The organism is Geodermatophilus sp. URMC 62 (genome assembly GCF_052931475.1).
Genome location: NZ_JBRFHY010000001.1, coordinates 3,542,135 through 3,565,615, shown reverse-complemented (window position 1 = coordinate 3,565,615; position 23,481 = coordinate 3,542,135). Strand labels below are relative to the sequence as shown.

27 protein-coding genes and 2 pseudogenes are annotated in these 23,481 nt (G+C 74.2%); 16 read left to right on the top strand and 13 right to left on the bottom strand.

Annotated elements, in window-relative coordinates; translation table 11 throughout:
* Positions 1 to 104 precede the first annotated feature (104 nt).
* Positions 105 to 284 carry a diguanylate cyclase domain-containing protein gene (locus ACU616_RS17330; RefSeq protein WP_446759670.1) on the bottom strand — a complete coding sequence of 60 codons (180 nt, stop codon included), beginning with the start codon at positions 282 to 284 and terminating at the stop codon, positions 105 to 107.
* Entirely contained in the window at positions 211 to 984 is a 774-nt protein-coding gene (locus ACU616_RS17325; RefSeq protein WP_446759669.1) for a diguanylate cyclase domain-containing protein, read from the bottom strand. The genes ACU616_RS17330 and ACU616_RS17325 overlap by 74 nt, the downstream gene beginning before the upstream one ends.
* Positions 985 to 1,121: 137 nt before the next feature.
* On the opposite strand from ACU616_RS17325, the pseudogene ACU616_RS17320 reads away from it, so the two are divergent.
* Positions 1,122 to 1,993: pseudogene (locus tag ACU616_RS17320) on the top strand (IS5 family transposase).
* Here ACU616_RS17320 and ACU616_RS17315 read toward each other — a convergent pair.
* Positions 1,965 to 2,219: a hypothetical protein gene (locus ACU616_RS17315; RefSeq protein ID WP_446759668.1), complete on the bottom strand. Its 255-nt coding sequence runs from the start codon at positions 2,217 to 2,219 to the stop codon at positions 1,965 to 1,967. The pseudogene ACU616_RS17320 and the gene ACU616_RS17315 overlap by 29 nt on opposite strands.
* Positions 2,220 to 2,439: 220 nt before the next feature.
* Between ACU616_RS17315 and ACU616_RS17310 the strand changes: the two are divergent.
* Positions 2,440 to 3,537, top strand: a pseudogene (locus ACU616_RS17310) (AMP-binding protein); the annotation flags it as partial.
* The gene (locus tag ACU616_RS17305) at positions 3,535 to 3,984 is read left to right on the top strand and encodes an AMP-binding enzyme (protein ID WP_446761494.1); all 450 of its coding nucleotides are present in this window, start codon (positions 3,535 to 3,537) and stop codon (positions 3,982 to 3,984) included. The pseudogene ACU616_RS17310 and the gene ACU616_RS17305, both read left to right, overlap by 3 nt.
* Before the next feature lie 20 nt (positions 3,985 to 4,004).
* On the opposite strand, the gene ACU616_RS17300 is transcribed toward ACU616_RS17305, so the two are convergent.
* From ACU616_RS17300 to ACU616_RS17290, 3 genes are all read right to left on the bottom strand, one after another.
* A complete protein-coding gene (locus tag ACU616_RS17300; protein ID WP_446757353.1) occupies positions 4,005 to 4,880 on the bottom strand; it encodes a transposase in 876 nt (291 codons plus the stop codon).
* Between the two features lie 202 nt (positions 4,881 to 5,082).
* The gene (fmdA, locus tag ACU616_RS17295; protein WP_446759667.1) at positions 5,083 to 6,336 is read right to left on the bottom strand and encodes a formamidase; all 1,254 of its coding nucleotides are present in this window, start codon (positions 6,334 to 6,336) and stop codon (positions 5,083 to 5,085) included.
* 19 nt (positions 6,337 to 6,355) lie between these two features.
* Positions 6,356 to 6,634 carry a zinc ribbon domain-containing protein gene (locus tag ACU616_RS17290; protein ID WP_446759666.1) on the bottom strand — a complete coding sequence of 93 codons (279 nt, stop codon included), beginning with the start codon at positions 6,632 to 6,634 and terminating at the stop codon, positions 6,356 to 6,358.
* Positions 6,635 to 6,842: 208 nt separating this feature from the next.
* On the opposite strand from ACU616_RS17290, the gene ACU616_RS17285 reads away from it, so the two are divergent.
* Positions 6,843 to 7,283 (top strand): VOC family protein, encoded by a 441-nt coding sequence (locus tag ACU616_RS17285; protein ID WP_446759665.1) that lies wholly within the window; start codon positions 6,843 to 6,845, stop codon positions 7,281 to 7,283.
* 13 nt (positions 7,284 to 7,296) lie between these two features.
* On the opposite strand, the gene ACU616_RS17280 is transcribed toward ACU616_RS17285, so the two are convergent.
* Positions 7,297 to 9,468 carry a putative bifunctional diguanylate cyclase/phosphodiesterase gene (locus tag ACU616_RS17280; RefSeq protein ID WP_446759664.1) on the bottom strand — a complete coding sequence of 724 codons (2,172 nt, stop codon included), beginning with the start codon at positions 9,466 to 9,468 and terminating at the stop codon, positions 7,297 to 7,299.
* Entirely contained in the window at positions 9,465 to 10,271 is an 807-nt protein-coding gene (locus tag ACU616_RS17275; RefSeq protein WP_446759663.1) for an SAM-dependent methyltransferase, read from the bottom strand. The genes ACU616_RS17280 and ACU616_RS17275 overlap by 4 nt, the downstream gene beginning before the upstream one ends.
* A 185-nt stretch (positions 10,272 to 10,456) precedes the next feature.
* On the opposite strand from ACU616_RS17275, the gene ACU616_RS17270 reads away from it, so the two are divergent.
* Positions 10,457 to 11,290, top strand: a complete 834-nt coding sequence (locus tag ACU616_RS17270; protein ID WP_446759662.1) for a hypothetical protein — start codon at positions 10,457 to 10,459, stop codon at positions 11,288 to 11,290.
* Between the two features lie 14 nt (positions 11,291 to 11,304).
* Positions 11,305 to 11,595, top strand: a complete 291-nt coding sequence (locus ACU616_RS17265) for a hypothetical protein (RefSeq protein ID WP_446759661.1) — start codon at positions 11,305 to 11,307, stop codon at positions 11,593 to 11,595.
* A 6-nt stretch (positions 11,596 to 11,601) separates the two neighbouring features.
* Here the strand turns inward: ACU616_RS17265 and ACU616_RS17260 are convergent, their stop codons facing one another.
* Complete coding sequence (locus ACU616_RS17260; RefSeq protein WP_446759660.1) at positions 11,602 to 12,048, bottom strand: hypothetical protein; 447 nt, start codon at positions 12,046 to 12,048, stop codon at positions 11,602 to 11,604.
* Between the two features lie 153 nt (positions 12,049 to 12,201).
* On the opposite strand from ACU616_RS17260, the gene ACU616_RS17255 reads away from it, so the two are divergent.
* Together ACU616_RS17255 and ACU616_RS17250 are read left to right on the top strand one after the other, a co-directional pair.
* A complete protein-coding gene (locus tag ACU616_RS17255) occupies positions 12,202 to 13,200 on the top strand; it encodes a hypothetical protein (RefSeq protein WP_446759659.1) in 999 nt (332 codons plus the stop codon).
* A gap of 94 nt (positions 13,201 to 13,294) precedes the next feature.
* Entirely contained in the window at positions 13,295 to 13,918 is a 624-nt protein-coding gene (locus ACU616_RS17250; RefSeq protein ID WP_446759658.1) for a hypothetical protein, read from the top strand.
* Positions 13,919 to 13,967: 49 nt separating this feature from the next.
* Here ACU616_RS17250 and ACU616_RS17245 read toward each other — a convergent pair whose 3' ends face one another.
* Positions 13,968 to 14,717, bottom strand: a complete 750-nt coding sequence (locus ACU616_RS17245; protein ID WP_446759657.1) for an enoyl-CoA hydratase-related protein — start codon at positions 14,715 to 14,717, stop codon at positions 13,968 to 13,970.
* A 122-nt stretch (positions 14,718 to 14,839) separates the two neighbouring features.
* On the opposite strand from ACU616_RS17245, the gene ACU616_RS17240 reads away from it, so the two are divergent.
* From ACU616_RS17240 to ACU616_RS17230, 3 genes are all read left to right on the top strand, one after another.
* Entirely contained in the window at positions 14,840 to 15,922 is a 1,083-nt protein-coding gene (locus tag ACU616_RS17240; RefSeq protein ID WP_446759656.1) for a hypothetical protein, read from the top strand.
* A 103-nt stretch (positions 15,923 to 16,025) separates the two neighbouring features.
* Positions 16,026 to 16,247: a hypothetical protein gene (locus tag ACU616_RS17235; protein WP_446759655.1), complete on the top strand. Its 222-nt coding sequence runs from the start codon at positions 16,026 to 16,028 to the stop codon at positions 16,245 to 16,247.
* The gene (locus tag ACU616_RS17230; protein WP_446759654.1) at positions 16,244 to 16,627 is read left to right on the top strand and encodes a type II toxin-antitoxin system VapC family toxin; all 384 of its coding nucleotides are present in this window, start codon (positions 16,244 to 16,246) and stop codon (positions 16,625 to 16,627) included. The genes ACU616_RS17235 and ACU616_RS17230 overlap by 4 nt, the downstream gene beginning before the upstream one ends.
* Positions 16,628 to 16,680: 53 nt before the next feature.
* On the opposite strand, the gene ACU616_RS17225 is transcribed toward ACU616_RS17230, so the two are convergent.
* Positions 16,681 to 17,253: a TIGR03086 family metal-binding protein gene (locus tag ACU616_RS17225; protein ID WP_446759653.1), complete on the bottom strand. Its 573-nt coding sequence runs from the start codon at positions 17,251 to 17,253 to the stop codon at positions 16,681 to 16,683.
* 65 nt (positions 17,254 to 17,318) lie between these two features.
* Between ACU616_RS17225 and ACU616_RS17220 the strand changes: the two genes are divergently transcribed.
* From ACU616_RS17220 to ACU616_RS17200, 5 genes are all read left to right on the top strand, one after another.
* Positions 17,319 to 18,098: a DUF6308 family protein gene (locus ACU616_RS17220; protein WP_446759652.1), complete on the top strand. Its 780-nt coding sequence runs from the start codon at positions 17,319 to 17,321 to the stop codon at positions 18,096 to 18,098.
* Between the two features lie 185 nt (positions 18,099 to 18,283).
* Entirely contained in the window at positions 18,284 to 18,865 is a 582-nt protein-coding gene (locus ACU616_RS17215) for a hypothetical protein (RefSeq protein WP_446759651.1), read from the top strand.
* Between the two features lie 32 nt (positions 18,866 to 18,897).
* Positions 18,898 to 19,767 (top strand): hypothetical protein, encoded by an 870-nt coding sequence (locus ACU616_RS17210; protein ID WP_446759650.1) that lies wholly within the window; start codon positions 18,898 to 18,900, stop codon positions 19,765 to 19,767.
* 274 nt (positions 19,768 to 20,041) lie between these two features.
* Positions 20,042 to 20,299, top strand: coding sequence for a type II toxin-antitoxin system Phd/YefM family antitoxin (locus ACU616_RS17205; protein ID WP_446759649.1), 258 nt, complete (start codon positions 20,042 to 20,044; stop codon positions 20,297 to 20,299).
* A complete protein-coding gene (locus ACU616_RS17200; protein WP_446759648.1) occupies positions 20,296 to 20,724 on the top strand; it encodes a type II toxin-antitoxin system VapC family toxin in 429 nt (142 codons plus the stop codon). Before ACU616_RS17205 ends, ACU616_RS17200 begins: the two co-directional genes overlap by 4 nt.
* 123 nt (positions 20,725 to 20,847) lie before the next feature.
* Here ACU616_RS17200 and ACU616_RS17195 read toward each other — a convergent pair whose 3' ends face one another.
* Together ACU616_RS17195 and ACU616_RS17190 are read right to left on the bottom strand one after the other, a co-directional pair.
* Positions 20,848 to 22,332 carry a mannitol dehydrogenase family protein gene (locus ACU616_RS17195; RefSeq protein ID WP_446759647.1) on the bottom strand — a complete coding sequence of 495 codons (1,485 nt, stop codon included), beginning with the start codon at positions 22,330 to 22,332 and terminating at the stop codon, positions 20,848 to 20,850.
* 18 nt (positions 22,333 to 22,350) lie between these two features.
* Positions 22,351 to 23,463: an ABC transporter ATP-binding protein gene (locus ACU616_RS17190; protein ID WP_446759646.1), complete on the bottom strand. Its 1,113-nt coding sequence runs from the start codon at positions 23,461 to 23,463 to the stop codon at positions 22,351 to 22,353.
* Positions 23,464 to 23,481: the final 18 nt, after the last annotated feature.

The window sequence follows — 23,481 nt, the reverse complement described above, 5'->3', positions numbered from 1 at the left end:
TGTTAAGCGGTGACGTCAGCGACCCAGCTCAACGACAGGCCCCTCCTGGGCAGGGTATAGGCGGACCAGAGACCGGGAAGGCTGGAGACGACCGAGTCACGGACTCAGCGCGCCGAGCAGTGCGGCTGGTCCTCGGCCTCGACCATGTGCAGGACGCCTCGGCCGCGCGCCTTGGCGCCGTACATCGCCCGGTCCGCCAGCGAGAGCACCTCATCGAGCGTCGTCCCGGCGAAGGCCATCGCCAGCCCGATGGATGCCGACACCCGCACGGTCCGCCGTCCCACCTCGACCTCGTCCACCAGCACGGCAGCCAGACCGTGCCCGATCGCCTCCGCAGCAGCGGCGGACACCTCCCGGCAGGACCGCCACGAACTCGTCCCCGCCCAGCCGGCCGACCACCGCCCCCGGCAGTTCCCTGTCGACGTACCGGCGCATCCGCTCGGCCAGGCGGACCAGCAACTGGTCCCCCACCGCGTGCCCGCCGCGGTCGTTGACCTCCTTGAACCGGTCGACGTCCACGAACAGCACCGCTCCCCCGGCCGCCAGCGCCGGCCGGCCGCGGTCGAGCAGGTGGCTGCGGTTGGCCAGCCCGGTCAGCGGGTCCTGCCGGGCCGAGCGCAGCAGCGCCTGCCGCCAGCCGTCGGCCTTGGTCGCCACCGCGGTCAGCCGATCGACCGCCTCCCGCAGCCGCCGCGCCTGCGCGGCGTCCGCCTCGGAATCCAGCGCGGCCGTGGAGGAGGCCAGCTCGTCGAGCACCGTCTCCAGCGGCCGCCCCGCCGCCACCGCCTCCAGCGCCTGCCCCTGTGCCGCCAGCAGCCCGGCGTCCCACCGGTGCGCGGCCACCTGCCGCCGCAGCGACAGCACGCTGCGCACCAGCCGGACCTGCTCCAGCAGCGCCTCCTCCGCCTGCGAGAAGGCCCGCAGCTCGTCGTCGAAGGCGCCGAGCGAGACGAGCATGAAGCCGTCCTCGTCGATCAGCGGCACCCGAGGTGGGAGCGGATCGCGCCGGCCGCCACCGCCGGATTGTCCCGGAACACCGGGTGGTCCAGCGCGTCGGACACCTGCAGCGGCTCTAGGGACTGTCCTGGCGATCTTGCATCGGTGTGATTCAGGCTTGGTTGATGGTCGGCCGACATGAACTCACCGACGCCGCCTGGGCTCGGATCGAGCCGCTGCTGCCTGCCACCGGCGGTCGGGGCGGGCGGTGGCGCGATCACCGGCAGGTGATCAACGCGATCCTGTGGCAGGCCAACACCGGCGTGCCATGGCGTGACCTGCCCGATCGGTACGGGCCGTGGAAGACCGCGCACGAGCGGCTGCGCCGGTGGACCGCCGACGGCACCTGGGATCGCATCTTCGAGCACGTGGTGGTCAAGGATGACGCGGTCGGCGCGGTGGAGTGGACGATCAGCGTGGACTCCTCCTCGGTCCGGGCCCACCAGCACGCCGCCGGCGCCCGGAAAAAGGGGGCTGCAGTGCACCGGTCGAAGCCCTCGCGGTCGACGGGGAGGCCCTTGGCCGCTCCCGGGGCGGACTGACCAGCAAGATCCATCTGGCCGTCGACGGGCGCGGCCTGCCGATGGCCGTGCTGCTCACGCCCGGGCAGGCCGGGGACAACCCGCAGCTGCTGCCGCTGCTCGACGGCATCCGGGTACCGCGAGTGGGCCCAGGGCGGCCGCGCAAGCGTCCCGATCACCTGATCGCTGACAAGGCCTACTCCCATCCCTCCACCCGCCGGGCGCTGCGCCGCCGCGGGATCACCCACTCGATTCCGGAGAAGCGCGACCAGCGGGCGCACCGGCGCACCCGGGGGTCGGCCGGTGGGCGACCGCCAAAGTTCGACCGTGACCGGTACAAGCAGCGCAACGTCGTCGAACGGTGCTTCAACCGGCTCAAGCAGTTCCGCGCCCTGGCCACCCGCTACGCCAAGCGCGCCGCCTACTACCGAGCCACCCTGCTGCTGGTCAGCGCGATGCTCTGGCTCCGCGCATGATCCGCGGGACAGTCCCTAGTAGCGCCACCACGTACGCGCAGAACGACAGCTCGTCGGGCACGTGCGAGTACGGCGCCCCGGCCCCGTGCTCGGCCGGGTAGCACTGCTCGTCCGGGCCGACCAGGTTGATCATCGCGATCGGCGCCTCCACCGTCCGCGCCATGCACGCCACCACGGCGTCGAGGTCCGAGACCCCGGCGTGCCCGGGCAACCGGTAGCCGGCCACGGCGGCCAGCCGCGCGGGCTCGGCGACGGCGGTACGCGGGCTGGGTAGGAGGGGCGTCCCGACGGCGGCACTTCCGCGCGCGGACGCCAGCTGCCGAGCATCACCGGGGACGACATCCCGGCACGGCGGAGTCCCCCGAGAGCCCAGGGCCGTCCGCCTCTGGCACCGCCGCCCCCGCCGGCGCCACCATGCGGAGCCTCTTCCGAACGAGGAGGCACCCGTGTACCTCACCCAGGGGCTGCACCGGCACGTCCAGCAGCGCCCGCACGACATCGCCACCGTCTGCGCCGGCCGCGCCCGCACCCACGCCGAGGCGGTCAACCGCACCTCCCGCCTCGCGGCCGCGCTCCAGCAGCTCGGCGTCACCGACGGCGAACGCGCGGCCATCCTGTCGCTCAACTCCGACCGCTACTCCGAGTTCCTCGGCGCGACGCTGTAGGCCGGCGGCGTCGTCGTCCCGGTCAACATCCGCTGGAGCGTCCCGGAGATCGCCGACTCCCTCGCCGAGGTCGACGCCCGCGTCCTCGTCGTCGACGACGCCTTTGCGGGCTGCGCCGACGGCATCCGCGCGGCGCACCCGCGCCTGCAGCACGTCGTCCACGCCGGCGACGGCCCCACCCCCGACGGCATGCTCGCCTTCGAGGAGCTCGTCGGGACGCACGAGCCGGTCGAGGACGCCCGCCGCGGCGGCGCCGACCTGGCCGGCGTCTTCTACACCGGCGGCACCACCGGCCGGTCCAAGGGCGTCATGCTCAGCCACGACAACCTGCTGACCTCGGCCATGGGAGGGTTGATCGCGAACCCCGCTCCTCGCCACGCCATCGGCCTGCAGGCCGCCCCGATGTTCCACCTCGCGGCCTTCGGCACGTGGGTGGCCGGCGGCGTCCTCGGTGCCACGCGGGTCATGATCCCGGTGTTCGACCCCGTGGCCGCCATGACCGCCGTCCAGGAACACCGGGTGACCGACACCCTCCTGGTGCCCACCATGATCCAGCTCGTCGTCGACCATCCCCGGGTCGACGAGTTCGACCTGTCCAGCCTCCAGCGCGTCCTGAACGGCGCCTCACCCATGTCGGGCGCGCTGCTCGACCGCGCGGTCAAGGCACTGCCCAACGCCCGGTTCGCGCAGGGATACGGCATGACCGAACTGAGCCCCGGGGCGACCGTGCTGCTGCCCGAGGAACACGAGGACCCGTCACACCGGCGCTCCATCGGCCGCGCCCTCCCCCACACGGAGGTGCGCGTCGTCGGCCCGGACGACGCCGAGCTCCCCCGCCGCGAGATCGGGGAGATCGTCGTCCGCGGCGGCAACGTGATGCTCGGCTACTGGAACCGGCCGGAGGAGACCGCCGAGGCGCTGCGCGGCGGCTGGATGCACACCGGCGACGCCGGCTGGATGGACGACGAGGGTTTCGTGTACCTCACCGACCGCATCAAGGACATGATCATCTCCGGCGGGGAGAACGTGTACTCGGTCGAGGTGGAGAACGTCCTCGCCCAGCACCCGGCGGTGGCCACGTGCGCGGTCATCGGCGTCCCCGACGACACCTGGGGCGAGCGAGTGCACGCCGTCGTCGTCCCGGCGGCCGGCGCCACCGTCACCCTCGAGGAGCTGCACGACTTCTGCGCCGACCGGCTCGCGGGCTACAAGATCCCGCGGTCGATGGACGTCGTCGACGCACTGCCGCTCTCCCCCGTGGGGAAGGTGCTCAAGCGAACCCTGCGGGAGCCCTACTGGGCCGGTCAGGAGCGCGGCGTCCACTGAGGCGCGTTATGTGGGTTGGGTTACGCCAGCCTGAGGTCGGTGGAATGAACGCGTAGCAGGGTGTGCGCGGCGATGGTGGCGGCGGTGCGGGTCAGCAGGCCCCAGAAGGTGTGGGCGCCGTGGCGGGCCAGCTCCATCCGGTCGGTGAGCTCGCCGAAGGTGACCTCGATGTGGTTGCGCCAGCGGGCGATCACCTGGCGCAGGGCGCTGGGCATGTTCGGGCGCTGGGCCTTGGTGGGCGGGGTGAGCACGGCGGTGCCGCGGGCGGCGCAGGCGGCGGTGAAGGCCCGACCGGTGAAGCCCTTGTCGACCAGCAGGTCACGCGGTGCTGGCCCGGCGGCGAGCAGATCGGTCGCGACGTCGCGTTCGTTGACCGCGGCGGGCACGATGCTCCAGGCGCGCACCAGCCGCGATCCCAGATCGGTGCGGACGGCCAGCCGGAAGCCGTAGAACCACTCTCCGTGCGCGCCGTCGCGGCCGAAGCCGGCGACCAGCTCGTGCGGGCCGACCCAGCCATCGGGGCCGCGGACCCGGGAAGGGTGCTTGACCGGCAGCGCGCTGGTGTCGATCTGGGCGCAGTCATCGAGCGGGCACCGGGCCACCAGCGCGGCGCGCAGCTGCTCGAAGGCCGCCCACAGCCAGCGGATGCGCCGGTTGGCCTCCGACTGGTGGGGCAGCCGGGGAAACAGGTGCGCGAAGTCGCGGGCGACCTCGGCGAGGAACCCGGCTTCGCTGCGCCGGCCCAGCAGATGGCGCACCAGCGCGATGGTGAGCAGTTCGGCGTCGCTGCAGGCCGGCGCCGGACCCGGCCGCACCGGAATGGTCACTTCTGCGGCGGCGATGGCGTCGTCGACGAGCACGTAGACGTGGACGAGGAGGTTCTCGGTGGGCAGCATGAGAGGCGCCTCTGCGGACGAGGGGTCTTCGACAACCGCCACGTTCCGCAGAGGCGCCCTCATGTCAAGCCATCAGTTGCCGCGGGCAACCCACATAACGCGCCTGAGGCGCGATGCGGCCGCGGGTGCGGCTGGCGTCCTCCGCTCGCTGAGCGCCGCGGTGCCCGTCGACGGCCAGGTCCGACGGCGTCGTCCGAACCACTCAGGCGGACGACCGCGGCGCCCCCATCCCCGGGTCGATGCGCACCGGCCCCGACGCCGACGGCTCGACGTCGAAGTCGAAGATCCCGGTCGGGATGTACACGGTCGCGCACGAGTTCGGGATGTCGACGACGCCCGACAGCCGGCCCTCGATCGGCGCCGACCCCAGCAGCAGATAGGCCTGCTCGGGGCTGTAGCCGAACTTCGTCAGGTAGTCGATCGCGTGCAGGCAGGCCCGCTGGTAGGCGAGGTCGGAGTCCAGGTAGCGCTGCTCGTCGTCCAGCGTCACCGACGTGCCCGAGAAGGCCAGCCACCGGTCGTAGCGGGGCTCGACGTTGCCGGGCAGGAAGATCGCATTCTCCGACACCCCGTAGGTCTGCATGCCGCCCTTGATCAGGTCGACGTGCAGGTCGATGAAGCCGCCCATCTCGATGGCGCCGCAGAAGGTGATCTCGCCGTCGCCCTGCGAGAAGTGCAGGTCGCCCACCGACAGGTTCGCCCCCGGCACGAACACCGGGTAGAACACCCGGCTGCCCCGGGTGAAGTTCTTGATGTCCTGGTTGCCGCCGTTCTCCCGCGGCGGCGCGGTCCGGGCGGCCTCCGCGGCGACCCGGTCGAAGTCCGCGCCGGAGAGCGACCCCAGGATCGCGTCGTCCGGCAGCGGCGGCAGGGCCAGCGGCGGGTTGCGGTCGGGGTCGGTGGCGATCAGCGCGCCCTCCCGCCGGTTCCAGCGCGCCAGCAGGTCCGCCGACGGCGCGGTGCCCATCAGCCCGGGGTGGGTGATCCCGGTGTAGGACACCCCCGGCACGTGCCGCGACGTCGCCGTCTGCCCGCGGAAGTCCCAGATCGCCTTGTACGCGTCGGGGAACTGGTCGGTGAGGAACCCGCCGCCGTTGGTCTTCGCGAAGATGCCGGTGTAGCCCCAGCCCTGGCCGGCCAGCGGGCCGGAGTCCTCCTGCGGGATCGGGCCCAGGTCGAGGATGTCGACCAGCAGCAGGTCGCCGGGCTCGGCGCCCTCCACCGCGATCGGCCCGGACAGCGCGTGCACCCGCGACAGCGGCGCGTCCCGGACGTCGTCGGCCGAGTCGTCGTTGTGGATCGCGCCGTCGAACCACTCGCGGCAGTGCACCCGGAAGACGTCGCCCGGGCGCACGGTGACCGCCGGCGGGATGTCGGGGTGCCAGCGGTTGTGGCCGACCAGCTCCTGGTCGGGAAACGACCTGCTGGAGTCGAGCGGGAAGACGACCTCGGGCACGGCGGACCTCCGGACTGGGTCAGGGACGGGGCAGGCGGGCCAGCGCCGGGTTGTGCGTCTGTGGCGTGGCCCCCCGGGACGGCGGCGCGGAGACCACCGCGGGCTGGTCGGCGGTGCGCTCGGTGCGGTCGATCAGCGCCCGGTTGCGGGCCGACCCGAGCGACAGGCGTGGCGCGGTGAACACCCGGGGCGCCGGGGCCGCGCAGTCGGGGCAGGGCTCGGAGCCGGCCGCGGTGCCGATCGGCCGGGCGACCTCCAGCAGGCCGTGCTCGGCGCACCGGTACTGGTAGACGGCCATGCGGTCCCCTTCCGCTCCGATCCACCCGGAGCCTCGGGGTCGCGGGACGGCGGGCCAACCCCGGCGGCCCGCGACCGGTCCCCCGACCTGCGCGTGCTCACGCGGTGGCACGGGGAGCTAACACGACGGCGTCAGGGCCGTCGGCCTCTGTCGCCGCGGACGTCGCCGGCACCACGCTCCGGGCCCCACCGGCTCTCAGGAGGACGACGTGACCGCTCCAGCGGACGGCCGACCGGCCATCGCGGGCTTCCACCACTTCTCGATCACCGCCACCGACCTCGACGCGAGCGTCGCCTGGTACCAGCGGGTGCTGGGCCTCGAGCCGCTGCCGATGACGTTCCCCCACTACGGCTCGGAGGAGACCGGGCACGCGATCGTGCTCCTCGAGCCGGCCCAGGGGTGGGCGATCGGGATCCACCGCCACGTGTCCAATCCGGGCACGCCGGCCAGCGAGACGGCGACCGGCCTGGACCACTTCGCGCTGGCGGTCTCCTCCCGCGAGGACCTCGACGCCTGGGCCTCCTGGCTCGACGAGCAGGGCGTGCAGCACGCCGGCGTCACCGACACGACCGACCCCATGCCCTACTCGGTGCTCGCGTTCCGCGACCCGGACAACATCCAGCTGGAGCTGGTGCACCTGCCGGGCTGACCCGCAGGACCGCTCACCTGGGGTCGAGGAGCCGGCCGAGGTCGGCCGGGCCGGCGGGGCGGCCGAGGTGGGTGCCCTGCCCGGCGTCGCAGCCGAGCTCCCGCAGGACGGCGACCTGCGCCGGCGTCTCCACCCCCTCGGCGGTCACCGTGAGCCCGAGCAGGTGGGCCAGCGAGACGATCGACCCGACGAGCTGCACGTCGACGGGGTCGACGGCGTCCTCGGAGCGCAGCCCGCGGAGGAAGGAGCCGTCGAGCTTGAGCTCGTCGAGCGGCAGCCGCCGCAGGTAGGCGAGGTTGGAGTACCCGGTGCCGAAGTCGTCGATGGCCAGGCGCACGCCCATCCCCGCGAGCGCGTCGAGGGTGTGCCCGGTGAGCGGGTCGGTGCCGATGACCGTGCTCTCGGTGATCTCGAGCTGGAGCTGCTGCGGGTGCAGCCCGCTGTCGGCGAGCGCGGCACGGACGTCGTCGACCAGGTGCTCGTCGCGCAGCTGCCGGCTGGCGAGGTTGACGCTGACGAACGGGCCGCTTCGGCCGGCCCCGAACCAGGCGTACGCCTGCCGACAGGCCGCGCGCAGCACGTGCCGGCCGAGCGGGACGATCATCCCCGACTCCTCCGCCAGGCCGACGAAGCTCTCCGGGCCGAGCAGGCCCATGCGCGGGTGCTCCCACCGGACCAGCGCCTCCACGCCGTGCAGCCGGCCGTCGTCCAGGCGCCGCAGGGGCTGGTAGTGGACCAGCAGGGCCTCCCCCGCCAGCGCCGCGGGCAGCGCGGAGGAGAGCCGGTAGCGGGTGATCTCCCGGGCGTCGCGTTCCGGCTCGAACAGCGCCCACTGGCTCCGGCCGTCGGCCTTGGCCCAGTACAGCGTCATGTCGGCGGCACGCAGCAGCTCCGCCGGGTCGACGTCGGCGATCGACCGCTCCACCACCCCGACGCTGGCGGTGATCTCCACCCGGCGGCCGCCCAGCTGCACCGGCTGGGCCACCGCGGCGAGGAGCTCCTCGGCGAGCGCGACCAGCTGCGCGCTGCCCGACGTCCGAGGGACCAGGACGACGAACTCGTCCCCGCCGAGCCGGGCGACCGACAGCCCGCGGTCGCGCACCACGGACACCAGGCGCTGGGCGACGGCCACGAGCAGTTGGTCACCGACCTCGTGGCCCAGCGTGTCGTTGACCCCCTTGAACCCGTCGAGGTCGAGGTAGCACAGGCCCGCCCGCGCGCCCGGCGACGCCCCGGCGAAGACGGCGTCGAGGTGGGCGAGGAACGTCCTGCGGTTGGGCAGCCCGGTCAGCGCGTCGTGCTGGGCCTCGAACTCGAGCTGGCGCCGCAGGTGGCGCAGCGCCGTGACGTCGTGGATGAGCGCCAGCTGGTAGCGGGGCCGGCCGTCCCCGTCGCGGAGCAGCGACACGGTGAGGTCGGTCCACACCGACTCGCCGTCGGACTTGAGGAACTGCTTCTCCAGCCGGAAGTGGTCCCGCTCCCCGCGGATCAGCTCCCCGTAGAGCCGCCACACCTGCTCGACGTCGGCGGGGTGCATGAACTCGTGCACCGACCGGCGGCGGAACTCCTCGACCGGATACTCCAGCAGCCGCACCAGGGCCGGGTTGACCTCCAGGATCCGGCCCTCCAGGTCACCGATCCCGATCCCGATCGTGGCGCCCTCGAAGACCGCGCGGAACCGCTCCTGGCTGACGTGCAGGGCCTCCCGGGCCTGCTCCCGGGCCGCCGCGGCGGCGGCCAGGATCTCCTCCTGCTCGCACAGCGCCCGCTCCTGCAGCGCCGCGCTGAACCCCTCGGCGACCGCCGCCACGAGCGCGTCCCACCGCCGGTCGCGCGGTGCCGGGTCGTCCCGTCGCCGTGCCACGCCGGTCGCGGGCCGGCCCTCGAGGAGCACGCACAGCGTCTGCGCGAGGGACGCCGGGTTGGTGAAGTGGGCGTCGACCAGGGCGGCCCCGACGTCCCTGCCCACGGACCCCGGGTCGGCCATCGGCTCGTCGAACGCGGCGAGCAGCCGGTGCAGCAGGCCCCGCAGCAGCTCGTGCAGCTCGTCGGGCTGCAGGGGCACGTAGCTGCTCCCGGCGACGGCGTCGGCCCACCGCGCGGCGAGGGCACCGACGGGGTCCGGGGATCCGGGGGCGCCCGCCGGCTGCCCGTCGTCCCGGGAGGCCGCCACCGCCGCGCTCACCTGCGGCGGCCTACCCCGGCGAAGCCGGTGGTCCGCTCGGGCCGGCGGGCAGCCGCGTCGGGGTCGTCCGGCCGCCACAGCGGCAGCCACACCAGGCCGGGGTCGAGGAGGTCGAAGCCGTCGAAGAACCGCGTGATCTCCCCGCGGCTGCGCATGGTCATCGGCGTGGGAGTGCGGCTGTAGAGCTCGCGGTGCGAGGCGACCGCCTCGGGACGCCCGTCGGCGCTGGCGTGGGACAGGACGAGGTGGCTGCCCGGGGCCAGCTGGTCACGGATCCGGGCCACCGCCCCGAAGGGGTCGTCCTCGTCGCCCACAAAGTGCAGGACGGCCACCACGAGCACCGCGACCGGCTGGTCCAGGTCGAGCGTGGCCCGGACCACCGGGTCCTCCAGGATGGTCTCCGGCGCGCGCAGGTCGCCGTGGACGACCGCGGTCTGCTCGTCGCCGGCGAGGATCGCGCGGCTGTGGGCCACCGCCACCGGGTCGCTGTCGACGTACACGACGCGGGCCCCCGGGTGCACCTGCTGCGCGGCCTCGTGCACGTTGCCCACGGTGGGGATGCCCGAGCCGATGTCCAGAAACTGGGTGGTGCCGCGCTCGGCCAGGAAGCGGACCGCCCGGCGCAGGAACGCACGGTTGGCCTGCATGATCACCGGCAGGTCGGGCCACAGGCCGATGGCCTCCCGCGCCATGCGCCGGTCGACCTCGAGGTTGTGCGATCCCCCGAGGTAGTAGTCGTACACCCGGGCCGCGCTCGGGCGACTCAGGTCGACCTCGGCCGGGACCCAGCTCGGACGGTGCATGCTCTGCGTACTCCTCAACCAGTGCTCTGCTCGCCCGCAGCTGCCCGACGGACGACGGTCTCGGTCCACCCGCATCTGTACCGGAGATCCCGCCGCAGGGGTACCCGCTGCGCCGGAGTCCGTCACGCACGAGCACCGAGTCGTCACTCGCTGACCGCCACCGGCTCGCCGATGATGTATCGGAGATGACCAGGGCCGGTTGCGTCGACATCGCGGTCACCACGAACGGCGAGTTGACGTACGACGACATCGGCGGACACCTGCGCCCCGCGGGCACCGGACCGGTCGAGATCGACCTGACCGGGCTCAGGTTCATCGACCCGGCCGGTCTGGTGAGCCTCGCCGTCGTCGCCGAGCGGGCGACGCTCCTGCGCCGTCCCGTCCGCTTCCGCCGGCCCGAGGGCGGCGACGTCGCCAACTACCTCACCCGGATGCGGCTCGGCGAGCAGCTCGCCGCCCTCGACGTCGGGCACGACCTGCCACGGGTGCAGGAGCGCCGGCTCGGCCACCGCCTGGTCGAGCTGCGCCGGTTCGACGGGGAGGCCGGGCTGGACACCGTCGCCGCCGCCCTGGTGCAGACCTACGTCGACGACCACCCGGAGCTCGTCCAGCCGCTGTACGCGGCGCTCGACGAGATGGCCCGCAACGTCCTGGAGCACAGCACCCGGTCGCACGGGTACGTGGCGCTGCAGCGGTACGACGCCAGGGGGGACATCTCCTTCGCCGTCGGTGACAGCGGCATCGGCCTGCGGGAGCGGCTGGTCCGGGCGGTACCCGTACCCGACGACCGGACGGCGATCGTCCGCGCCGCGCAGGTGCACGTGACCTCCATCGGCCGCCCCGGGCGCGGGCGCGGCATCAGCCGGGTCATCGGCATCACCGGCGAGCACCACGGCAGCGTGACGCTGGTCAGCGGAGCGGCCAGCGGCACCTTCCGGCGGGGTTCCCCGGAACCCGAACTGTCGGATCTGCCCGCGTCCTACCCCGGTACGCTCGCGCACGTGCGCCTGAGCCTGTGAGGAGGTCGACGACCGTGCCTGCAGTCCTCCCACCGATCGAGGTCCCCCAGCTGAGCGGCGGCCGCGAGCGCGCCCGTGCCCTCGTCGACGGCCTCGCCGACCGCATGAGCGGCGCCACCATCGTGGCCGACTTCCGCCGCATGGTCGCCGGCACGCCGTCCTTCGCCGACGAGCTCGTCACCCGCGTGCTGGTCGACGGCGGCGCCGCGGCGCTCCGCGCCGAGCACGTCAGCCGCGAGTTCGGCGCGTGGCTGCTCGAGGCGGCCCGGGACCACGGCGTCGCGGAGCGCCTGCAGGTCGTCTGACCGCCCTCAGTCCGGAGCGCGGACGGCCTCACCGGTGACCTGCATGGCCGTCTCCCACGCCTCGGCCTCCGCCGCGGCGGTGCCGGAGTCGTCGCCCTGGAACCAGGGCAGCGCGGCCGCCTCCCACGCCAGGGCCGCCTCCCGCGCCGCGGGCGACGACACGCGGTGCACGAGCATCTGGTACCGCGTCCGGGCCGCCGAGAGCTGGGCGTCGGTGCTGCGCGAGGGCAGGATCTGGCTCCTGTCGCGGCACAGCGCCGACCGGTAGTCGGCCATCGCGGTCTGCAGCTCGATCAGGGTGTCGCGCTGGAACTCGCGCGTCGCCCGCTCCCGCTGGTCCTGCCGCGCCCGGGCCGCGGCGCGGGCCTTGAGCGACTCGGCGGTGGCCTGCGCGGCGACGGTGAGCAGCCCGCCGGCCACCACGCCGATGAAGGCCCAGACCGCGGTGCTCACTGCGCTCCCCCTTGCTCACCCACCGTGAAGGCTAGGACGGGAGTACGACGGATCGGGGCGGTGCACGCGCCGGCCGAGGACGACCGTCCGCGACTCCGCCGTCGTCCGGGCGGCCGTTCCCGCGGGACCCTCGACCCGACCCCGGGAGGCGACGTGTCCCGCACCGCCGCGACAGCAGCGACCGTCCTGCTCGCGGCCGCCTGCACCGGCGGGGACAACGCCGGCGGGTTCGGCACGGTGCTCTCCACCCTGGACGTCGACGCCGCCGTCGGCACGGACGTCGTCGTCCTGGACGTCGCGCCGCGCCCCGCCGGCCCGCCCGTGGCGCTGGTCGCGGCACCCCGCGCCGGGCAGGGCTGGCTGGTCGACCTGAGGAGCGGCGCTCCGACCGCCGTCCCCGGCGTCGACCCGGGCAGCGAGCTGGTGGTCGCCGACGACGGCACCCCGCTCGTCGTCGGCACCGCGCTGACGCGGGTCGGCGGCGCCGTCCTCCCGCTCCCCCTCGGCGGACCGCCGGACGCTGTCGCCCTCGACGGCGACACCCTCCACCTCGCCCGCGGCACGCACCTGGCCGCGGTGGACGCCGGCATCGGCGCCGTCCGCGCCGCCGCCACCGCGCCGGCTCCGGTGACCCACCTGGCGAGGACACCGGACGGCGGCCTGGCCGCGCTGGCGGACTCCGACGGCGTCGTCCTCCTCCGCCTCACCGCCGACCTGCACCCGGCCGGCGACCCGGTCGAGCTCGTCCCCGAGCCCGAGAGCACGCCCACCGCCCTGCAGGTGACCGCCGACGGCACCGTCGTCGCCGCCGCCTACGTCAACGAGGCGCAGGACGCCGGGCGCGTGGTGCGCGTCGTCGACGGGGAGGTGTCGACCGTGGCCGACCTGGAGGGCACCGACGACACCGCCCTCGACCTCGCCGTCGACCCGGCCGGCCGGGTCGCGTACCTGGTGCTGTCCGCCTCGTACCACCCGGCCGAGCTGACGGCGGTCGACCTGGTCACCGGGGAGGTCAGCGGGGCCGTCGGGCTGTGCGGCGGCGCCGGCGCCTTCGGCGCGCTCGCGCTCGACGCCGACGGCGAGACGCTCACGGCCATCGGCTCGTGCACCGACGCCGACGGCCCGCAGACCACCGCCTTCGCGCTCGGGTGACCGGCCCGGCCATTGCCTCGGCCACCGGCGGCCGAGAAGCTGAGCCGCGACCAGACGCCGCCGGGGCGTCCCCGCCAGACCAGGAGAGCGGCGCATGCACGCACGGTCCACGAGCACCCGCGGCACCACGGCCCACCTCGATGCCGCCATCGCCTACGTGCGCGACGAGGTGCTGCCGAAGGTCCGGGACACCGACGGCTGCGTCGGCCTGTCCATGCTGACCGACCGCGACAGCGGCCGCTGCATCGTCGCGACGGCCTGGACGGACCAGGAGGCCATGCGCGCCGACGCCGCCGAGGCCCGCACCCTCCAGCACCGCCTCGTGCACACCGTGGGTGGGGAGCACGCCGACGTCCAGGAGTGGGACATCGCAGTCCTCCACCGCGACCGCCCGGCCGGGGACGGCGCCGGCGCCCAGGTCACCTGGGCCCGCATCGCTCCGACTCACCTCGACGACCTGCTCGACGCCTACCGCAGCAACCTCCTGCCGCGCCTGCAGGAGCTACCCGGCTTCTGCAGCGTGAGCATGCTGGTCGACCGGCGCCTCGGCCGCACGGTCAGCGTCACCAGCTTCGAGAACCGCGACGCCGCGGGCCTGGTGCGCCGGCACGCCCGGTCACTGCGCGAGCAGTTCGCGCAGGCCCTGGGCGCCCGGATCGTGGACGTCGCCGAGATGGACCTCGTCCTGGCCCACCTGCACGTCCCCGAGGCCGTCTGAGCCGGCCGGTGCTGCCGGCCCGGTCCGGGGCGTCCGCGGGCGGCCGGGGTCAGCCCTGCGTCGCCTGCCGGCGCATCGACCACATCTGCGCAGGGCGCTCGAACTGGGTGGCGACCTCCCAGCTCACCGCGCCGTTGACGACCTCCCGGCGGAAGTTGCCCACGGCCACCCGGGCGAGCTCCGGGTCGGCGGCCACGCGGTGGGCCAGCTCCAGCGCGCGGTCCTCGACGGCGGCGTCGTCCACCGACTCCCACGCCAGGCCCAGCTCCACGGCCTTGGTGCCGTTGACCTCCTCGCCGAACAGCGCCATCGCCGCGGCGGCCTCGCGGCCGATCAGCCGCGACAGGATGACGAAGTGCCCGCCGCCGGGGTGCATGCCGCGCTTGAGGAAGCCGGCGATCAGCCGGGCGTCGGTCGCCACGATCCGCAGGTCGGCGGCCAGGAGCATGTTCATCCCGGCGCCCACGGCCGACCCGCGGACGGCGGCGATCGTGGGCACCTTCACCTGGCCCAGCCGGTAGAAGGAGTCGTAGATGCGGCTCATGCCCTCGTAGGCATCGGGGGCGGCGGGGTCCTTGCCGGCGTTGGTCAGCGTCGCGATGTCCCCGCCGGCGCAGAACGACTTCCCCACCGCCCGCACGACGAGCGCGCCGACCTCCGGCTGGGCGTCCACCTCGTCGAACACGCCGATCAGCTCGTTCGCCATGGCGGGCGTCAGGGCGTTGCGGCGGTCGGGCGCGTTGAGCGTCACCACCGCCACGCCACCGTCGACCTCGAGCAGGACCTCGGCGTCAGCCACGAGCGCACCTCCGGATCAGCGGCCGGCCCCGGCGCCGGCCCGTCGGGGCATGAGACCACGCCACCCGGTTGCCGCCCTGTTCAGGTCCACTCCACACTCGGGCACCGACTCCCGGAGCCCGCATGCCCCCCGCCCGCCGCGCCGCGGCTACCCTCGCCGCCGTCGCGCTGGCGCTCACCGGCTGCACCGGCGACGAGGGCACGCCCACCCCACCGCCGCGGACGTTCACCGAGAACTTCGGCAGCGCCGACCTCGACGGCGTCGCGCCCGCCGGCGTCGACGTCCTCGACCTCGCGGCCGTCCCCGACGGGGGCACGCTCGCCCTGCTCGCCGACACCGCCGACCCGCGCACCGGCTACCTGGTGCCGATCAGCCAGGAGGGGCTCGGCGACGTCCGCCGGGTCGACGACGTCGGCACGCAGCTGTTCGTCACCGCCGACGGGACGGCTCTGGTCACCGGCCCGGGCCGGATCACCCGGGTCCCGCCCGGCGGGGCGGCGCCCACGGTCACCGCGGTCGACATCGCCGGGGACACCGCCGCCCTCTCCCCCGACGGCCGCCGCCTCTACGTGGCCACCGATGACGGCCGGCTCGCCGCCGTCGACGCCGCGACCGGCCGGGTAGAGGCCACGACCGACCTCGCCGAGGGTCTGACGGTGCAGGCCCTCGCCGTCCGCCCCGACGGCGGACCGACGGCGCTGCTCAGCGACGCCCGCGCCCCCGACCTGGCCGACGTCGCCGCGCTGGCCACGTGGGACGAGCAGCTCGAGCCGGTCGACGGCCCCGTGGAACTCGCGCCCGACGAGCCGGCCAGCATCCCGTCGGCCCTGCAGGTCACCGACGACGGCACCGCCGTCGCCACCCTCACCGCGGGCTCGGGCGACGACCCGTTCCGCGTGGTCACGGTGGACGCCGGGGAGGTCACCGCGTCGCACGTCGTCCCCGGCACCGACCGCACCCCCGCCGACTTCGCCGTCTCCCCCGACGGGCGGGTCGCCTACCTGCCCGTGGTCGGCTTCGAGGTCGAGTCCGGCGTGATCAGCCTCGACCTGTCCGACGGCGAGCAGGTCGCCGCCGCGAGGCTGTGCCCCGGGCAGGGCGCCTTCGGCCGGGTGGCACTGGCCGCCGACGGCGCGACGCTCACCGTCGTCGGCTCGTGCGCCACCGCCGAGGCGCCGTCGTCGCTCGCGTTCGTCGTCGGCTGACCTCGCCAGGCGGGTGCGACCCTGACGGCCTCGACGCCCTCCTCGAGGGGCGACATCGAGAGCCACCTCGCATCCTGCTTGCACAATGCTAGCATCGTGCGACATGAGGACGCTCTACCTGCGCAACGTCCCGGACGACGTCGTCGAGCGCCTGGAGCGCCTCGCCGCACAGGAGGCGACGTCGGTCAGCGCGCTCGCCGTCCGCGAACTGGCCGAGGCCTCGCGGCGGGCGGACAACCCGGCCCTCCTGGCAGCACTGCCGGACCTGGGCGTCCCCGCGGACGAGTTCGTCGCAGGGCTGGACGCGGAGCGCGCCGGGCGGTGATCGTCGCCGATGCCTCGGCGGTCGTCTCCGGCCTGCTCAACGCCGGTCCCACCCGGACCCTGTTGGCACGGGAACGGGTACAGGTACCGCACCTGGTCGACACCGAGGTCACCAGCGCCCTGCGTCGCGCCGCCGCGGCCGGCACGATCACCGCAGCCGACGGGTGGTCGGCCCTCGACACCTGGCGCCGGCTCGCGGTCACCCGCCACCCCGCCACCGGCCTGCTGGACCGCGTGTGGCAGCTCCGCGGCAACGTGACGGCGTACGACGCCACGTACGTCGCGCTCGCCGAGGCCCTGGGATGCGCCCTGGTGACCGCCGACGGACGCCTTGCCCGTGCCTCCGGCCTGCGGTGCCCCATCACGGTGGTGCCGCGGTAGGGCTGCCCCGGACACAGTTCCGGACGACGGTCACGTCGTCCGGGCGCCGTCGGTCAGGCGGGCGGCGTCCACCCGGGGTCGCGGCCGGTGGCGCCGACGAGCCGGTCCAGCGCCGGCGCGTCGTCGGGCACCGGCACGGGCGGGCCGAACAGGCCCGGCGGCCGGTCGTCGCCGAACGACGCCACGAACCGCATGGCGCCCTCGGCCGACGCGTCGTCGACGGCGTAGGGCTGCCCGGTGGCGACGGCGAGGTCCCACCCGTGCACCACCACCTCGTCGAGCGCCACGAGCGCGGCGACCTCGCCGGGCATCTCCACTCCCCCGGCCGCCGTCACGCCCTCGTACGCGGCCGGGTCGCGCCAGGCGGCCGCCAGCGCGTCGAGCTGCGCGGGGATGCGGGTGCGCCAGTCGGCGGGCAGCGAGTCGGCCGAGGCCCGCGGCGCGCCGTCCAGCGGCGCCTTCTCCGCGGCGAGCCGGAAGGCCAGCGTCAGCCCGGCGAGGTGGTCGAGGATGCCGGCCACCGGGGTCTCACGGCACGGCGTCGGCGCGCCGAGCTGCTCGTAGCGCACCCCGGCCACCACCGCGCTCACCGCGGCCGCGGCAGGTCCCAGGTCGATCGTCGTCATGGAGCAGGGACCGCCGGGAGTACCGGGACTCATCGGACACCCCGGAGGCGGTAGACATACCCTCCGTGACAGGGGGACGACGGGACGACGCTGCCCTCGTCCTCCCCAGCGCCGGGCCCGACCCGATCCCGCTGCCCACCGCGCTGGCCGCCGTCCTCGGGTACGCGCGCGGACGCCGTCCGCTGTTCTTCCGCTCCCCCAGCGTCCCGCAGGGCCGGTGGTTCCAGGTGCTCGCCTACGCGTTCGACCGCTTCGACGGCCAGCGCCGCGAGACCGCCGACCACCCCACCGACCGCGACGTCCTGCTCGCCGAGGGCCTGCACGGCCGGCTGGACCCGGCCGGGTGGCGGGAGGTCCGCAGCGCGCTGGACGACGTCCGGCCCCTGGCCCGGGAGCTCGTGGACCGGGCGGCCGGGCGCGCGCTGTGGGAGCTCCCGGACGAGGAGTTCTCCGTGCTCGCCGAGCCCGGCACCGTGGGCGCGCTGCTGCGCCGGCTCGCCGACCGCCCGGGCGCCCGCCACGTCGTCGCCGCCCTGCACCACCGGGAGCCGTCCCTCGTGCCGCTGCTCGACGGCGTCACCCGCCGCCAGCTCTACGGACACGTCGTCGAGGGCGACAGCGGACCCGAGGCCGTCGTGCACCGGGAACTGCGCGCCAACGCCGTGGCGTTCGGCCGCCTGGAGACGGCGGCGGCGACACTCCTCGGCCGGCCGCTGACCCGGCTGCGGCTGCACGACGTCCTGCTCTGGCTGGCCGGCAGCCTGCGGATGACCCACGCCGTCGCCCTCGGCCGCACCGTGGCCGCGGCAAGCGAGGAGGGACTGGAGACCGCCTTCGGCTCGTGATCCGCGGACGGCGGCGCGAAGGCGCACTCGTCGCGGCCGACACGGGCGGACACGCCGGACCACGCGGCAACAACTGCCCTCTCGACGGGCGCACGGCTCCCGCTGTCCGGGCGGGACCAGCGTCGTTCGGGTGGCTTTCCCCAGGGTGGCCACGCGGACGACCTTCCCCTGGCTATCGTCCGGCCGTGCGTGATCACGGGGGACGGATCCGGCTCACGGCAGCGGCCGTCGCACTGGGGACGACGCTGCTCACCGGCTGCGGCGGCGGCGACGAGACGCCGAGCCAGACCCTGCCGTCGGCCACCGCGGCGCCGACCACCGAGGCGCTTCCGGTCGTCGGCCCGGCCGACTTCCCCGTGCCGCCCGAGGCGCGCACCCAGGACGCCGCCGGCGCCGAGGCCTTCCTCCGCTACTGGATCGACCTCATCGACCACCAGCGCGCCATCCCCGCCGGCCAGCCGCTGCGTGACCTCGGGCCGGACTGTGGCGAGTGTCAGCGCATCGCCCGCAACTACGACGAAGCGGCAGCCTCCGGCAACAGGTACGTCGGCGGTGAGCTGACCCTGAACGACGTGCCCCCGCCAGTCATGGCTGCTGATACGGTCTATATCAGCTACGGAATTCGGCAGGAATCTGTGCAAGCGGTCGACAGCGCGGGCGCCCTCATCGACAGCCAACCGTCGGCTCCCAATGTATTTGGTGGCATTAACCTCACCTGGTCAACTGCCCACCAGACGTGGGTCGTGACTAGTTTTGGATTCGGATGATCGGCGCGTTCGCTCGAGGACCGATTGCAGCTTTGCTGATCGGCGCGCTGGTCCTAATCAACGCCGCCACCGCCGCCGCCGCGGGATGTGTCTTCGACAAATGTCCCGAGACGGAGCTCAGCGGCGGCGCAGTGACGACCGAGTACTCCGGTGGCGCTGTGGCCGAGGTGATCGGCGCCGGCGCCGCCGAGGTTGTCGATTACGTCTGGCGGCTGCTCGACCCCTGCGTGCTGTCCGACGAGCGCCTGGGCTCCTGCTCGGGGATCGACTATCAGGCTTGCCCAGCGGATCCCGGACGCGCAGTCCGGTACCTGACCGTCCAGCAGCGTCCGGTCGTCCGCCCCGACGGCACCGCTGTCATCCCTGTTCCAGGCGGCGCTCAGCCCGGTGACCTGCTCGGTGACTGGGTTGACGTCCGGACGGGGTGCATCGACATCACGGCGCTCAACCCGCCGCCGTCGCCGGCCGAGGTGTTCAGCTACTTCGAGCGGCTCCCGCTCCCCCAGCTGACCGCCGAGCACGCGCCGCCCGGAGACGGCCTGTCCGGGCTGCCGGTCGTCTTCTGGACCGACTCCCCCACCACGCAGACGTTCACGATCGACATCCGCGGCTTCACCGTCATCATCGCGGCCGAGGCGCAGCAGTACACGTGGCACACCGGCGACCCCGCGGCGCCCACGCTGACCAGCACCGAGCCCGGCGGCCCCTACCCCGACCAGGCCGCCGAGCACCTGTACCGCTCGGGCACCTACACCGCGAGCCTCACCGTCACCTGGGGCGCGACGTTCACCGTGGACGGCAGCGCCCCGGCCGACGTCCCGGGCACCACCACGACCGAGGGCCCGCCGGTCACCTTCGGCGTCGTCGAGGCATCAGCCGTCCTCACCAACCCCTACGACTGACCCTCCTCGCGAGTCCGGTGCGGCATCGCCCCGGATCTGTGGTGAACGGTCCTGACGGCCACCCTCGGGCTCGAACGCGACGGCAGCATGGAGGTCCCGCGGGCGCCCACCCCTCCGTGCTCGCCACGCACGTCGACCGGGCCGACGGTTCGTCCGCAGTCCCCACCGTCGACCGCATGAAGCTGTGACGGACGACTTCCAGACGGCCGAGGTCCCGGATGACCGATGTGGCTACTCTGCAGGTGGAGGAAGTAGCCACCGCGGGAGGCCGACCATGAGCTGGATCGGGATCCGCGAACTGTGGGACGGCCTGAGCCGTCACCTGTCCTCCGTGCGCGGAGGAGAGACGATCACCGTGACCGACCACGGTCGGCCGGTCGCCCGGATCGTGCCGGTCGACCGGCCCACGACGCTGGAGCGCCTCATCGCCGACGGCGTGGTCCAGCCGCCCCGGACGGCGAAGCGACCGGCTCCCGAGCCGCTTGACGTGAGCGGCACGGTGTCCGACCTGGTCGCCGAACAGCGTCGGTGATCGCCTACCTCGACACGTCGGCGCTCGTCCCGCTCCTGGTCGCCGAACCCACCAGCGCACGCTGCCGGGACGTCTGGGACGAGTCGGACACGGTCCTGACCGTGGAGCTCACCCTCGTGGAGGCGGCTGCGGCCCTCGCCCGCGCCCGGCGGATGAACCGCGTGTCCAGCGTGCAGCACCGCGAGAGCCTGGGACGGCTGCACGAGTTGTGGGACCAGCTCTTCGCGCTCCCCGTCGACACGACGCTCATCCACACCGCGGCAGACCTGGCCGCCGTCCACCGCCTGCGGGGTTACGACGCGGTGCACTGTGCGGCCGCCCTCCAGCACGCCGACTCCGACGTGGTGGCCACCGCGAGAGACCGGGAGCTGCTGGACGCCTGGCACGAGGCCGGTCTGGCGGTCGTCGATGTCGCGGCCTCCTGATCGCCTGAGCAGCTGACCGAGCGGTTGATCACCGGGTGCGTGCACGACGACTCGCGCGTCGACGGAGTGTCACCGTGCACGCGGACGATGATCAACAGGAGCCCGCGGGCAGCCGAGCCCGGCTCAGTGGGCGGCGGTGCCCACCAGGTCCTCCAGCGTCGCCCGCGCCCCCCGCTCGTGGAGGGACGCCAGCGTCGCCAGGTACGGGGCGGTGAACCGCTCGTCGTCGACCAGGTCGCCGAAGAGCTCGCGGTCGGCGAGGAACGCCAGCGGGTCCTCCCGCTGCCGCCGCGCGCTGGCCGCGAGGCGGTCCTTGCGGCGGTCGTTGATGTCCAGCGGCCGGCCCTCGTCGTCCACGCCCTCCGAGTAGCGCGCCCAGCCGGCGACCACCGCCGCCGAGCGGCGGACCTCACCGCCGGCGGCCAGGTTGTCCCGCACGACCGGCAGCAGCCACTTGGGCAGCCGCTCGGAGCCGTCGAACGCCAGCCGCGCCAGGGTGTCGCGGACGGCCGGGTTGGCGAAGCGCTCGAGCAGCTCGTGGCGGTAGGCGTCGAGGTCGATGCCGGGCACCGGCAGCAGGGTCGGCGTCGCCTCCTCGACCATGTAGTCGAGCAGCAGCCGCTGGAACAGCGGGTCCTGCGCCGCCTCGTGCACCAGCCGGTACCCCATCAGCGAGCCGAGGTAGGCCAGCGCCTGGTGGCCGGAGTTGAGCAGCCGCAGCTTCATCCGCTCGTAGGGCTCGACGTCCTCGACGATCTGCACCCCGGCGTCCTCCAGCGGCGGCCGGCCGAGGGCGAACCGGTCCTCCAGCACCCACTGGACGAACGGCTCGCACACCACCGGCCAGCGGTCCTCGATCCCGAACCGCCGGGCGACCTCGGCGCGGTCGTCGTCGGTGGTCGCGGGGGTGATCCGGTCGACCATCGAGTTCGGGAAGGGCACCTCGGCGGCGACCCACTCACCGAGCGCGGGGTCCCGCAGCCGGGCGAAGGCGGCGAAGCTGCGCCGGGCGACGTCGCCGTTGTGCTGGATGTTGTCGCAGGACACGACGGTGAACGGCCCCACCCCGCGCTCGCGCCGGCGCACCAGCGCCTCGGTGACCAGGCCGAACGTCGTCCGCAGGGCCGCCCCGGGCTGCAGGTCGCTGATGACGTCGGGGTCGTCGGCGTCGAACTCCCCGGTGACGGCGGAGAAGTTGTAGCCGCCCTCGGTGACCGTCAGCGACACGATCCGCGTCTCGGGGGCCGCCAGCTTCTCCACGACGGCCTCGGGGTCGTCGGGCGCGAGCAGGTACTCCACGATCGAGCCCACCACCCGCGGCTCGAACGTGCCGTCGGCGTGCTTGACCACCAGCGTGTAGAGGCAGTCCTGCGCGGCCATCGCCTCGGCCATCGCGCGGTCGGACGGCAGCACGCCGACCCCGCAGATGCCCCACTCCTGCGCCGCCCCCTGCTCCAGCAGCCGGTCGACGTAGAGGGCCTGGTGCGAGCGGTGGAACGCGCCCACCCCGAGGTGCACGATCCCGGCCCGCACCCGCGACCGGTCGTACGTCGGCACCGGCACCGAGCCGGCGAGGGCGGGCAGGGCGGCGGCGTCGAGCTTCGTCACGGCGGTCTCCGGGAGGACTCAGGCGGGCAGACGCCGGCCGGTGGACGGCGAGAAGAGGTGCTCCCGGCCCTGCTGGATCCGCAGGTGCACCCGCTCGCCCTTGGCCGGCGGCCGGTTGGGGTCGACCCGCGCGATGATGCTGTCGCTCAGCGGGCCCGAGCCCGCGGGCAGGTCGGACAGCCGCCCGTGCAGGAAGGCGTCGGAGCCCAGCTCCTCGACCACGTCCACGTCGACCGGGAAGGCGCCGGGCTCGCCCGGCGCGACCAGGTCGACCGACTCCGGGCGGAAGCCGGCGACCACCGAGCTCGCCCCCTCCGCCGACAGCGCGGTCAGCGCCGCGGTCGGCACCGGGATGCGGGCCTGCCCGAGCACCGCGTGCCCCTCGGCGAGCCGGAACTCCGCGAGGTTCATGCCCGGCGAGCCGATGAACCCGGCGACGAAGACGTTGGTCGGCTGCTGGTAGAGCCGCAGCGGGGTGTCGCACTGCTCCAGGACGCCGGCCCGCAGCACGGCCACCCGGTCGCCCATGGTCATGGCCTCGACCTGGTCGTGGGTGACGTAGACGGTCGTCGTCCCGAGGCGGCGCTGCAGGGCGGCGATCTGGGTGCGGGTCTGCACCCGCAGCTTGGCGTCGAGGTTGGACAGCGGCTCGTCCATGAGGAACACCTGCGGGTCGCGCACGATGGCCCGGCCCATGGCCACCCGCTGGCGCTGGCCGCCGGAGAGGGCCTTGGGCTTGCGGTCGAGGAACTCCTCCAGGTCGAGGATCTTCGCCGCCTCCCGCACCCGGGTGGCGATCTCCTCCCTGCTGCGCCCGGCGATCTTCAGCGCGAAGCCCATGTTGTCCGCGACGGTCATGTGCGGGTAGAGCGCGTAGCTCTGGAAGACCATCGCGATGTCGCGGTCCTTGGACTTCAGGTGCGTGACGTCGCGGTCGCCGATGCGGATGGCGCCGCGGTCGATGTCCTCCAGCCCGGCGAGCATCCGCAGGCTGGTCGACTTCCCGCAGCCCGACGGGCCGACCAGGACGAGGAACTCGCCGTCGGCGATCTGCAGGTCCAGGGAGTCGACGGCGGGGCGGTCGGCGCCGGGGTAGATGCGGCTGGCGGCGTCGTAGGTGACGGAGGCCATGGGTCTCTCCTCGCTGTG